We start from the raw sequence: 12,131 nt of genomic DNA, 5'->3' as shown, positions 1-12,131 counted from the left end.
GGCGGGCGGTTCGCCCGCCACCCGCTTGCTCAGCGGGTCCCCAGACGTTTCAGGGCCTTCAGTACGGTCGTGATCATGCGCGTCCAGCGCTCGGGGCTGATCCCGGCCGGGGGTGTGAAGCCTTGCAGCCGCTGGTGGGCGATGGTCTGCGGTTCGGTGTATTTGAGCAGGCCCTCGGCTCCGTGGCGGCGGCCGGGGCCGGAGTCGCCCATCCCGCCCATCGGAGCGTCGACGCTGCCCCAGGCGGCGGCGAACGCCTCGTTGACGTTGACGGTGCCGGCGTGGATGCGAGCGGCCACGGCCCGGCCCGCGGCGCCGTCGCGGGTCCAGACGCTGGCGTTGAGCCCGTAGGGGGTGGCGTTGGCACGCTGGACGGCGTCGTCGAGGTCGGTGAACCGGTAGATCGAGACGACCGGGCCGAAGGTCTCCTGATCGAAGAGCGTCATGTCGGGGGTCACGCCGGTGAGGATGGTCGGTTCGTAGAAGAGCGGGCCCAGGTCGGGGCGGGCGGTGCCACCGGCGAGCAGGGTCGCGCCTTTGGCGAGGGCGTCCCGAACGTGCGCGGTGACGGTGTCGAGCTGGGCGGACGTGGTGAGGCTGCCGACGTCGACGCTGTAGTCGTAGGCCGCACCGATGCGCAGTTGCCGGGTCCGGGCGGCGAAGGCGGCGGTGAACTCGGCGAAGATCTCGTCAGCGACGTACATGCGCTCCACGGACACGCAGAGCTGCCCGGTCGACGAGAAGCAGGCGGCGATCGCGCCCTCGACGGTCCGCTCGACGTCGGCGTCGGCGAGCACGATCATCGGGTTCTTGCCGCCGAGTTCCAGCGAGGCGCCGATCAGCCGCTCGCCGGCGCCGCGGGCGATGCGGCGGCCGCTGGCGGTGGAGCCGGTGAACATCAGGTAGTCGGCGCCGGCCATGAGCGCGTCGCCGATCGAGCTTCCCGGTCCGATCACCATCTGCCACACGTCGGCCGGCAGGCCGGCCTCGCGCATCAGGTCCAGGGCCCACAGCGCGGTCAACGCGGTCTGGGTGTCCGGCTTCTGGACGACGGCGTTGCCGGCCATCAGGGCCGGGATCGCGTCGCCGGCCGCCATGCTGAGCGGATAGTTCCACGGCGAGATCACCGTGACGACGCCCTTGGGGTGGCGCAGCTCGGTGGTGTGGGTCAGCACCGGGACGGCGCCCCGCCGGCGCCGCGGCGCGAGCAGTGCGGCGGCGCTGCGCGCGTAGTAGCGCGCGGTGATGGCGATGTCGGTGACCTCGAGGAAGGCGTCGCGGCGGGTCTTGCCGTTCTCGGACTGCATGAGGTCGAGTGCCTGCTCCTGACGCTCCAGCACGAGGTCGTGGAACCGCAGCATGATCCGCTTGCGCTCGGCGACCGGCGTGGCGGCCCAGTCGGCCTGCGCGACGCGCGCGCGGGCGAAGGCGTCCCGTACGTCCTGGGCGGTCGAGGTCGGGAGGTCAGCGAGGGGCTTGCCCGTGTAGGGCTCGGTGGTGGTGATCGTTGCCGCGCCGGGGGCCGCGGTGACCAGGCTCGCGAGGTTCATCGTCCGCGCACCGATGTCGGGACGGGCATGTGGAGAGCGAGCTGACCCTCGGCGACGACGTCGAACTGGATGGTTCTGATCGGCTTGAGCGAGCGCACGTCGTCGGAGAGCCGCCCGGTGCCGAGTTCCAGGTTGACGCCGCGCGGGAAGCGGACCGTGCCCGCGGAGAGCACGTTCGTCTGGCTGAAGGTCGCGTGCCAGGCGCCGTCGATGGTCGTGTAAGACGTCAGCGCGGAGACGACGTCCCCGCCGCGGTGGGCGGTCTGCCGGGGTGTGGCGGCGGAGAAGGCCAGGTCGTCCGCGACCCGCGCCGTCGTACGCTCGGCGTCGATCTGGACATCGAGGTCGGTGACCCATTTGGGGAAGCCGTAACCGTCGTGGCCGCGGACCTGAGCGATCTCGCTGCTGACCGGCAGGGAGAGCACGTAGGAGTGCAGATGCTCGTTCTTGAGGGCCGCGACCGTGTCGACGAACCCGAGTCCACCGTGGCGTGCCGGGCGAACCGCGATGCCGACGGCGGCCTCGGTGTAGAAATCGATGTCGCACACGTCGTAGCGGAAGAACATCACCGAGACGAGGCCGAGGCCCGGGGCCACTTCCAGCGGAGACAGTTCTCGAGGGAGCCGGCTCCGGATCGCGCGTGACGGCGCGACCATGGTGAGCCGGGCAGTGGAGATCCGGTAGTAGAAGTTGGGCGTCAGCGTCTCGCCGACGGGCGAATCGACCCGCGTTTTGGGCAGCCGCCGAAAGAAATCGACACTTCGCACCCGCGGATCGGCGGCGACGACGTCGAGATCAGTCTTCATCCGGTATCGGTCGTACCAACCGCCTTCCACGACTTCCACCGAACGACCGCCCAGATCGACCGTGACCATACGCCACTCTCCTCATGTTTACGGTGCTTACATGAGGAGAGTATGGGTCAATGTAAGCACCGTCAACACAGGATGGCGGCGAACGCGGCACGGACCCGGTCCGCAACCTCACCACTCGACGTCGCCGGGAGCTTGCCGTCCAGGTGCAGGTAGGCCAGCCCGTGCGCCAGAGCCCAGCCGGCGGCGGCGAGCGCCTCGGCATCACCGGACGGGAAGACCCGCACCATGGCGGCCCTCAGCAGTTCATGGATCTCGGCAGCAGCCTGGACCCGCTCCTCACTGCCCCCGTCGCAGGCGTTGCCGAACATGAGCCGGAACAGGGCGGGGCGGCGCAGCGCGAACGCGACGTAGGTGACCGCCAGCTCGGCGAGATCGCGCGGCGACTCCGGCGGCGTGCGCCCCTCGGCCAGATCCACCTTCAGGTCGCGCAGCCCCTGGGCGGCCAGCGCGGATTCCAGGGCGTCGCGGTCGGCGAAATGACGGTACGGCGCGGTCGGCGAAACACCCGCCTCGCGGGCTATGGCGCGCAACGAGAACGGCTCGCCGGCCTCGAGCATGCGCATCGCGGTCGTCAGCAGCGCCGCGCGCAGATCGCCGTGATGGTAGCCACTCTTCTCAGAAGTTGACACCGCTTACATCCCTTTCCTACGCTCATGTGAGCGCCGTAAACATACCGCATTCCAGGAGCCGCCATGTCGCCCGTCTTCACACCGTTTCCGCTTCCCAACGGCTCGGTGCTGCCGAACCGTCTGGTGAAGGCCGCGATGGAGGAGAACATGGCCGCCCGCGGCCAGCTCCCGGACACGGCGCTGTTCCGGCTCTACCGCCGCTGGAGTCAGGGTGGGGTCGGTCTGATCATCACCGGCAACGTCATGGTCCACGCCGAAGCGCTCACCGGCCCGGCCGGGGTCGTCCTCGACGCGCAGGCCCCGCTGGAGCCCTTCCGGCAATGGGCGGAGGCCGCCAAGAGCGGCGGCGCCGCCGTGTGGATGCAGATCAACCACCCCGGCCGGCAGGTCCGCGCCGACATGCCCGGCGTCGCCTGGGGACCGTCGGCGGTCCGCGTCGACCTCGGCAGGAACAGCAAGCGATTCGCCGAGCCGGTCGCGATGACCCAGGACCAGATCGAGCAGACGATCGCCCGTTTCGCGACCACCGCCCAGCGCGCCGAGGAGGCCGGCTTCGACGGCGTGGAGATCCACGCCGCACACGGTTACCTGCTCTCCCAGTTCCTCTCCCCGCTGGCCAACCGGCGCACCGACCGGTGGGGCGGCAGCCTGGAGAACCGGGCCCGGTTGCTGCTCGACATCGTCCGCGCCGTGCGTGCCGTCGTCGCCACCGAGTTCACCGTGGCCGTCAAGCTGAACTCCGCCGACTTCCAGCGCGGCGGTTTCGACGCCGACGACGCCAGGGCGGTCATCGCGATGCTGGCGCCGCTCGGCGTCGACGTCGTCGAGCTCTCCGGCGGCAGCTACGAGAGCCCGGCGATGACCGGGCAGTCCGGCGACGCCCGCACCCGTTCCCGGGAGGCCTACTTCCTGACCCTCGCCGAGCAACTCGTGCAGACCAGCGAGATCCCGCTGATGCTCACCGGAGGCGTGGTCCGCCGCGCCGTCGCCGAAGAGGTGCTGGCCAGCGGCGTCGACCTCGTGGGCATGGGCAGCGCCCTGGCCGTCGACCCCGACCTGCCGGCCCGGTGGCATCACGACGCGGGCGCCGCAGTCGAACTCGCACCGGTCCGCATGAGGGACAAGGCGATCGCCTCCGCCGCCGGCATGGCCCGGGTTCGCCGTCAGCTGCGCCGGCTCGGTGCGGGCCGGCGGACCAAACCCGGCATCAACCCGAAGATCGCACTCGCGACGGAGACCGTGCTGCAGGGATTCGCCCTGCGCCGGTACCGCGCCTGGCTGCGCAACCGTCCCGCCTATCCTTCATGATCGGCAGGACGAAGGAGCGCCGATGTCGATCGAATCAGCCCTCGCCGACCCCGGCCACGACAGCTTCGAGACGGCGCTGACCGACGCCGTGCACGCCGGGCCGCGAGGTGAGCGGGCGCTGCTGGCGGCGCTCGCGGCCGCACCGGACGAGGACCACGCCTGTGACCTCGTCGCCGCCCTCGGCGAGGCCGACGGGCCGGACGGCCCCGCGATCCTGCGCGCCGTCGCCGTGGACCCAAACAGATCCGCACCGGAACGCTGCGCGGCACTGATCGCGCTCGCCAAACGCTCGGGCCCCGCCGCCGGTGACGTCTGTGCACGGGCCCTCGCCGACCCGGACGAGTCGATCCGCGACTACGCGCTGCTGGCTCTGGCCGCCGCCGGCGACGATCGGGCCTGGGCCGCGGTGCTGGCCGAACTGGAGCGCCTCCTGCAGCGGCCCGCCGATCCCGACCGCGACCTGGACGAGCGGACCCTCTCCGGCCAGTCCACGCTCCTCACCGCCGTCTGCTACCTGGGGCGGCACGCGGCCACCGACCCCCAGCGGCAGCGAGCCGTGACCGGCCTCGTGCGCCGCCGCTGGGACCGGGTCCACGGCGCCGAGCAGCGGTGGCTGACCGTCCACTGGCCGGCCTGCGACCCGAACCGCCCGGACACCGCCACCACGCTCGACGCGACCTGGCTGACCGACTGGATCAGCTGGCCGATGTTCAGCGCCCTGTTCCCGCGCGGCTGACCAGCCGTGAGGGTAGGGCTGTCCATACCCCCGAACTTCATGGTTTGCCGTGTGCCGCTCCAGCCCTTGATTCACCAGGCTGAGATCCATGCGAGACACGGTGGTGGTCGAGGTGATCGACCTGATGAAGCGGTATCCGGGGGCGGCCGTCCAGGCACTGGACGGGGTGTCCGTGGCATTCGGAGCGGGATCGTTCACGGCGGTGATGGGACCGTCCGGATCCGGCAAGTCGACGCTGCTGCAGTGCGCGGCCGGGCTCGACCGGGCCGACAGCGGCCGGGTGCTGCTGGCCGGGCAGGAGATCGGGCGGCTGCGTGAGCCCAAGTTGACGCAGGCGCGCCGGGCGCGGGTCGGTTTCGTCTTCCAGTCCTACAACCTGCTCGACTCGCTGTCGGTCTGGCACAACGTGCTGCTGCCGCAGCGGCTCGCCGGCGTCCGGCCGGACCGCCGCTGGGCCCGCGAGGTGCTGAACCGGGTGGGGCTGGCCGGGCGGGAGAACGACCACCCGGGCCGGCTCTCCGGCGGACAACGGCAGCGGGTGGCACTGGCCCGGGCGCTCGCGGCCCGGCCCGAGGTGGTCTTCGCCGACGAGCCGACCGGAGCGCTGGATCTGGCCAGCGGCCGCGAGGTGCTGACCCTGCTGCGCGAGGCGGTCGACGACCTCGGCACCACGATCGTCATGGTGACCCACGACCCGGCCGCGGCGGCCTGGGCGGACCGGGTGGTGTTCCTGGCCGACGGCCGGATCGTCACCGAGATGCACGCGCCGTCGGCGGAGAAGGTCGCCGAGCAGCTGACGGCGGTGACCCGATGATCCGGCTGGCCCTGGGCACACTGCGCCGGCACCGCGGCGCGTACGCGGGCACGTTCCTCGCCGCCCTCCTGGCGGTCGCCCTGCTGGCCGGCGGCGGACTGCTGCTGTTCTCGGTGCTGACGGCGAAACCGCCGGCCGACCGGTTCGCCGCCGCCGCGGTGGTGGTCTCCGGCGCCCGGGACGTCAGCGTGGAGACGGTCACCACCAAGAAGAAGAAAGAGGGCAAGACCAAGCTCAAGCGCAAGGTCAAGACCGAACGGCTCACCGGCGCGGGAACCCTGCCGGCGGAGCTGGCCGGCCGGCTGCGCGGGCTGCCGGGCGTGGAGCGGGTGGTGGCCGACGCCGCCTTCCCGGTGCAGGCGGCCACCCGGGGCGGGACACCGGTGCGCGGCGCCGACGACGCGCCGGTGATCGGGCACGGCTGGTCGTCGGCGGCACTGACGCCGTACACGCTGCGTGACGGGCGGGCGCCGGGAGACGGCGAGGTGGTGATCGACGCCGACCTGGCCGGACGGGGGCGGCTCGCGGTCGGTGACCCGCTGGTGCTGACGACGCGTACCGGTAGCCGTACCGTCGAGATCAGTGGCGTCGCGGCACCTGCCGGCGGCGACGGGCTGCCCGCGCAGGGCGCGGTGTTCCTCGCCGACGGCGAGGTGGCCGCGGTGTCCGGCCTGGCCGGACCGACCGCGATGGGTGTGCTGGCCGCGCCCGGCACGGACGTGCCGGCGCTGGCGGCGGCCGTCCGGGAGCACGCGGCGGGAGCACCCGTGCTCACCGATGGTGACCGGGTCGGCGCCGACCTGCCGGGTGCGCTGCCCGACTACATCGCCCCGATCTCGATTTTCGGTTTCGTTCTCGGCATCACCGCGTTCGCGGCGGTGTTCGTGCTGACCGGCACGGTCACCCTCAGCGTGCGGCAGAGGCTGCGCGAACTCGCGCTGCTGCGCACCATCGGAGCGACCCCGCGCCGGCTGCGCACCCTGCTGGGCGTGGAGAGCGTGCTGCTCGCCGCGCTGGCCGCGCTGCCCGCCGCCCCGCTGGGAGTGTTCTTCGCGCAGGTCGTGGCGGCCCGTTTCCAGGCGCTCGGCGTCGTGCCGGCCCAGTTCACCGTGGCGGTCAGCGTGCCGGTGCTGCTGGCGGCCGGGCTGGCCGGAATCCTGGTGACCTTCATCGCGGCGCGCATCGCCGGGCGGCGAGCGGCGCGCATCGCGCCCACCCAGGCACTCACCGAGACCACGACGGCGCCGGGCGGCAGCAGGATTGTCCGTACGGTCGTCGCACTGGTGACCACGGCCGGGGCGGTCGCGGTGCTCAGCTTCGTGCCGCTGGGCGGCCCGCTCGGCATGGGCATGAGCTTCGTGTCGTCCGCCCTGCTGCTCTGCGCGGTCGCGGCGGCCGGCCCGCTGCTGGTCCGCGCCCTGACCGCCGTGCTGAGCCGCCCGTTCGGGCTGGCCGGCCTGATCAGCCGGGCCGAGTCGCGCCGGGTCGCCGCGGTCGCCGTGCCGCTGGTGCTGATGTTCGCGGTCAACGCGACCATGCTGCTCAACGGCTCACTGCTGGACCGCCTCGCCGGGCAGGAGCAGCGGGAGCGGACCGCCCCGGCAACCGCGCTGGTCGGCGCGCCCGGCGGCATGCCGCTGGACGCCGCACGGCAGATCGCCGCCCAGCCCGGGGTGACCGGCGCCGCCGCGCTGCTGCCGACCCGGGTGATCGCGGTCAAGGGTGGCAAACCGGAGGACTACCCCGCGCAGGGCCTGCTGAGCACCGGCACCACCCCGGCCCTCGATCTGGGCCTGTCCGGCGGCGCGCTGGGCGGTGCGAGCACGTTCGCCGCCAGCTCCTACGTGATCGGCCAGTACGGATGGCGGATCGGCGAGACGGTGCCGCTCTGGCTGGCCGACGGCACCCGGGTGGAACTCCGGCTGTCCGCCACCTACACCCGGGCGCGCGGCTTCGGCGAGCTGGTGCTGCCCGCCGAGCTGGTGGCGGCACACGACCCGAAGGGCCTGGTCGCCTCGGTGGCACTGAGCGGCGACGTGGCGGGCGACAGCGCGACCGCGCCGCCGGTCGTCGCGGCCGGTGACAAGTCCGAACAGCAGGGTGCGTGGGAGCTGATGGTCGCCATCTCCCTCGGATTCACCGCGATCGCCGTCGTCAACACGTTCGCCATCGCCACCGCCGCACGGCGGCGCGAGTTCGCCGACCTGCGCCTGGTCGGCGCGACCACGGGCCAGGTGCACCGGCTCGCCGGCCGGGAAGCGGCGATCACGGTCGCGGTGGGCCTGCTGCTCGGCGCCGCCGTCTGCGGCATCGTGGTGGGCACGTTCAGCGTCGCCCAGGACGGGGTGCTGCGGCTGATCGTCGACCCGGGGACCTACGCGGCGATGGCCGGCACGGTCGCCCTGCTCGGCCTGGCCGCCGGAATCCTGCCGGCCCGGCTGATGCTGCGCCGCGGTGGCCTCCCCGCCCAGGTCTGAGGCCTATCTGATGCGTCACACGATGGCAGGGCGAGGTCCAGGTGGTGCCGGATGCCCCCGGCGGGCCCTAGGATCCGGTGCGATGTCGATGCGGATCAAGGCGACCCTGCGGGCGCTGGCCTACCTGGCCACCGGACCGGTCGCCGGGGCGGCCGGTCTGCTGTGGAGCCTGGCCGCCACCCTCGGCGTCACCCTGCTGGCGATCACCCAGGCCGGCGGGCCGGCGTTCCTCGGCGCCGCCTGGCTCACCCGCCGGCTCGCCGGCCTGGAACGGCGCCGGGCCGGCTGGGTGCTCGGCGAGCCGATCCCCTCGCCGTACCTGCCGTCGCCGGACGGCCCGCTGAGCCGGCGGGTCGCCGCGGTCGGCACGCAGCCGGCCACCTGGCGCGACCTGGCCTGGCTGATGATCCTCTTCCCGATCGGGCTGGTCGGCGGGGTCGTCGCCATCGTCACCACCCTGCTCACCCTCGGCGCGATCGTGGCGCCCGTCTGGCTGTGGGCGGTCCCCAACCCGCGGGCGCCGTTCCCCGCCGACCCGCTGATGACCACCACCGGCGGCCGGTTCCTCCTGGTCGTCCTCGGCCTGCTGGCGGCGCCGCTGGTGGCGGCCCTGCTGCGGTCGCTCGCCGCCGGGCAGATCCGGCTCGCCCGGGCACTGCTCGCACCCGGCGAGCACCGGCGGCTGGTGGAGACCGCCGAACAGCTCGCCCGCAGCCGGCGGCGGGTGGTGGACGCGCAGGCCGCCGAGCTGCGCCGGATCGAGCGCGACCTGCACGACGGCGCTCAGGCACGCATCGTCGCGGCCGGCATGACCCTGGCGCTCACCGCCCGGAAACTGCGCACCGCGACCGAGCCGGCCGAGGTGAGCGCCGACGTGCAGCTGGCCCGGCGGCAGCTGGACGACGCCCTCGCGGAACTGCGCCGGCTCGTGCGCGGCATCCATCCGCCGATCCTCACCGACCGGGGCCTGGCGGCCGCCCTGGCCGCGCTGGCCGGGGACAGCCCGGTACCGGTCGAGATCGACGCCGACGCGGACGAGCGCTACCCGGCGGCGGTGGAGTCGGCGGCGTACTTCGTCGTCGCCGAAGGACTCGCCAACGCCGCCAAGCACGCGCACGCCGACCGGTGCGTGGTTGCGGTCCGGCGTACGCCCGGCGGCGTCGCCGTCCGGGTCAGCGACGACGGCCGGGGCGGCGCCGACCCGGACGGATCCGGCATCGACGGCCTCCGCCGGCGCGTCGAGGCCCTGGACGGCCGGCTCACCCTGACCAGCCCGCCCGGCGGGCCCACCGTTCTGCTCGCGGAGATGCCATGCGAATCGTGATCGCCGAAGACCTGCTGCTGCTGCGCGACGGGATGGTCCGGCTGCTCACCGACACCGGGCACACCGTCGTCGCCGCCGTCGGCGACGCCGCCGGCCTGATCACCGCGGTCGGCGAGCACCAGCCCGACCTTTCGATCGTCGACGTACGCCTGCCGCCCGGGTTCCGCGACGAGGGGCTGCGCGCGGCCTTGAAGCTGCGTGCCGCCGACCCGGACACCCGGGTGCTCATCGTCTCGCAGTACGTCGAGCGGGCCTACGCCGCCGAACTGCTCGCCGACGGCCGCGGCGGCGTCGGATATCTGCTCAAGGACCGGGTCACCGACCTCGACGAGTTCCTCGACGCGGTGGAACGGGTGGCCGCCGGCGGCACCGCCATGGACCCCGAAGTGGTGCGGCAGCTGTTCACCCGCAGCACCCGCAACCACGGCGTCGACGGGCTCACCCCCCGCGAACGCCAGGTGCTCGACCTGATGGCGCAGGGCCTGTCGAACTCGGCGATCTGTGCCGCCCTCGTGCTCGCCCCGGTGTCGGTCGAGAAACACATCAGCAGCATCTTCGGCAAACTCGACCTGCCGCCGGCCGACGACGCGCACCGGCGGGTTCGCGCCGTCCTGGCGTACCTGAACAGCTGAGGCGTCAGCGCCGGAAGTACGCACCAGTGCCGGGGCTGAACATCAGCGGCACCGCGGCCCAGACGCACAGGATGTGCAGGATCCGGCTGGCCGCGGTGAGCACGCCGGTCAGATCGGTACGCGCGAGCGCGTCGCCGAGCGCGTTGCCGTCGAGCAGCCAGGTGATGGGCTCGATCACCAGCGACAGCGTGCCGAAGACGCCGAGGCCGACGGCGAGTGTCCAGCGGGCCCAGTTGCGGCCGGCGCGCATGCGCAGCGCGACGGCGGCGACGATCGCGTAGACGGCCAGCCGCACGGCGACACCGGGGAACTCGGCGACCTGCAGGATCATCTCGGCGACGCCGGCGGCCAGGGCGCCCATCCAGAACAGGAAGGCGGCGCGGATCGCGTACGGGGTGGTGGTGGTTGGGGTCGTCGTTGTCATGCCGGTAAGCCTTCGCCGGGCGGCGGCGGGGAACACTCCTGCCAGCCACCGGATCGGGGGGGGGAGTTGAGTCCCCCTTCGGGCGTGGAACCGGCGCCGGGCGCGCGGCGTCTCAGCCGGGTGAGGATCAGAGGCGGGCTTGTCGTGATGGTGCTGGGGATGGCCTCGTTGCCGGCGTGCGGGGACGGCCCGGCCGAGAGCCTGCCGGGCTCCTCCGGTTCAGCGGCCGCATCGAGTCCGTCCGGTTCAGCGGGCGTGCCGACTTCGTCCGGTTCAGCGGCCGCGCCGCGTCCGTCGGGTTCAGTTGGCGTGCCTGGTCCGCCCGGTTCAGCGGCCGCGCCGCGTCCGTCGGCATCAGCGGGCACGCCGGGTCCGCCCGGCGACGCGGCAGTCTGGTTCCTGCCGGAGAACCAGCGGTTGCAGCGGTCGTCCACGACGTTCACCGCGCTGGTCTCCCGGCTGGGCTGCAACAGCGGCGTCACCGGCGAGGTGCTGGCGCCCCGGATCGAGCCGCGCAGGTCCGAGGTGGTGGTGACGTTCAGCGTGGCGGCGAAGCCACCGGGTGAGGTGGCCTCCTGCCAGGGCAATGATCAAGTGCCCTACGAGGTGGATCTCGGTGAGCCGCTGAACGGCCGGCCCCTCGTCGACGGCCAGTGCCGCGGGCCGGCGGCGGGCACATCGTTCTGCGAGCCTGATGCCACCCGCTTCACCTTCTGATCACCGCTCAGCGCGCGTGGATCATCAACACTTACTCCACACACTGAGCGCAGACACTCGCCGGCCAACGCGATGCTCCACACCAGCTTCCCGAGGCAGGGCCCGTTCGCAGAGTTCATTGAGGTCCATTCTGACGGTGCGCCGGAATTGACGAGATCGCGAAAGACCGGGCCGCAAGGTCACGCGAACCAGCCGGACTGAAAGTGCCTGCCAGAGCGCCGGCCACTGCCACGCCGGACCGCGTGACGTTGGTGCGCTCAGCGCGCCACAACGGGACTGTGCGATCCATTGTGGAACCACTCGGCTGACCGTCAGCGTCGCATCGAGCCGGCCGAAGCAACTCCCAGACGCAGCCAAGCCGACCGGCTGACGGCCAGTGTCAGTTCAGACCGGCCGAAACGTTCCTCCGGCGCAGCCGAGCGAACCGGCTGGCGGCCAGTGTTGGTTCGGGCCAGCCGCAGCAACACCCAGACGCAGCCGAGCCCGCCGGCCGGCGGCCAGGATCCGTTCGGGCCAGCCGCAGCAACACCCAGGCGCAGCCAAGCCCGCCGGCCGGCGGCCAGCGTCCGTTCGGGCCAGCCGCAGCAACACTCAGGCGCAGCCGAGCCCGCCGGCTGGCGGCCAGTGTCCGTTCGGGTCGGCCGC

Annotated in this window: 11 protein-coding genes; 7 read left to right on the top strand and 4 right to left on the bottom strand. The window is 72.9% G+C overall.

What is annotated here, in order from left to right; translation table 11 throughout:
- Nucleotides 1-29 precede the first annotated feature (29 nt).
- The 3 genes from AB0F81_RS09215 to AB0F81_RS09205 all read right to left on the bottom strand — a co-directional run bounded on the left by AB0F81_RS09215 (nt 30) and on the right by AB0F81_RS09205 (nt 3,054).
- On the bottom strand, nt 30-1,550 hold the full coding sequence (locus AB0F81_RS09215) for a succinic semialdehyde dehydrogenase (protein WP_360193470.1): 1,521 nt from the start codon (nt 1,548-1,550) through the stop codon (nt 30-32).
- On the bottom strand, nt 1,547-2,356 hold the full coding sequence (locus AB0F81_RS09210) for an acetoacetate decarboxylase family protein (RefSeq protein ID WP_360193467.1): 810 nt from the start codon (nt 2,354-2,356) through the stop codon (nt 1,547-1,549). The genes AB0F81_RS09215 and AB0F81_RS09210 overlap by 4 nt, the downstream gene beginning before the upstream one ends.
- Nucleotides 2,357-2,487: 131 nt before the next feature.
- A complete protein-coding gene (locus AB0F81_RS09205; protein WP_360193464.1) occupies nt 2,488-3,054 on the bottom strand; it encodes a WHG domain-containing protein in 567 nt (188 codons plus the stop codon).
- 63 nt (nt 3,055-3,117) lie between these two features.
- On the opposite strand from AB0F81_RS09205, the gene AB0F81_RS09200 reads away from it, so the two are divergent.
- The 6 genes from AB0F81_RS09200 (at nt 3,118) to AB0F81_RS09175 (ending at nt 10,345) form a co-directional block, all read left to right on the top strand.
- Complete coding sequence (locus AB0F81_RS09200) at nt 3,118-4,362, top strand: NADH:flavin oxidoreductase/NADH oxidase family protein (RefSeq protein WP_360193461.1); 1,245 nt, start codon at nt 3,118-3,120, stop codon at nt 4,360-4,362.
- A 22-nt stretch (nt 4,363-4,384) separates the two neighbouring features.
- On the top strand, nt 4,385-5,098 hold the full coding sequence (locus AB0F81_RS09195) for a hypothetical protein (RefSeq protein ID WP_360193458.1): 714 nt from the start codon (nt 4,385-4,387) through the stop codon (nt 5,096-5,098).
- 88 nt (nt 5,099-5,186) lie between these two features.
- Nucleotides 5,187-5,912 (top strand): ABC transporter ATP-binding protein, encoded by a 726-nt coding sequence (locus AB0F81_RS09190; RefSeq protein WP_360193455.1) that lies wholly within the window; start codon nt 5,187-5,189, stop codon nt 5,910-5,912.
- Entirely contained in the window at nt 5,909-8,389 is a 2,481-nt protein-coding gene (locus tag AB0F81_RS09185; protein WP_360193452.1) for an ABC transporter permease, read from the top strand. Before AB0F81_RS09190 ends, AB0F81_RS09185 begins: the two co-directional genes overlap by 4 nt.
- 82 nt (nt 8,390-8,471) lie before the next feature.
- Nucleotides 8,472-9,713, top strand: a complete 1,242-nt coding sequence (locus AB0F81_RS09180) for a sensor domain-containing protein (protein ID WP_360193449.1) — start codon at nt 8,472-8,474, stop codon at nt 9,711-9,713.
- Entirely contained in the window at nt 9,701-10,345 is a 645-nt protein-coding gene (locus AB0F81_RS09175) for a response regulator transcription factor (protein WP_360193446.1), read from the top strand. The genes AB0F81_RS09180 and AB0F81_RS09175 overlap by 13 nt, the downstream gene beginning before the upstream one ends.
- A gap of 4 nt (nt 10,346-10,349) precedes the next feature.
- Here the strand turns inward: AB0F81_RS09175 and AB0F81_RS09170 are convergent, their stop codons facing one another.
- Nucleotides 10,350-10,769, bottom strand: coding sequence for a hypothetical protein (locus AB0F81_RS09170; RefSeq protein ID WP_360193444.1), 420 nt, complete (start codon nt 10,767-10,769; stop codon nt 10,350-10,352).
- 417 nt (nt 10,770-11,186) lie between these two features.
- On the opposite strand from AB0F81_RS09170, the gene AB0F81_RS09165 reads away from it, so the two are divergent.
- Nucleotides 11,187-11,486, top strand: coding sequence for a hypothetical protein (locus tag AB0F81_RS09165; RefSeq protein ID WP_360193441.1), 300 nt, complete (start codon nt 11,187-11,189; stop codon nt 11,484-11,486).
- Nucleotides 11,487-12,131: the final 645 nt, after the last annotated feature.

The sequence above is a fragment of the Actinoplanes sp. NPDC024001 genome (genome assembly GCF_040638955.1).
Classification (GTDB): domain Bacteria; phylum Actinomycetota; class Actinomycetes; order Mycobacteriales; family Micromonosporaceae; genus Actinoplanes.
This window is presented reverse-complemented; position numbering and strand designations above follow the sequence as displayed.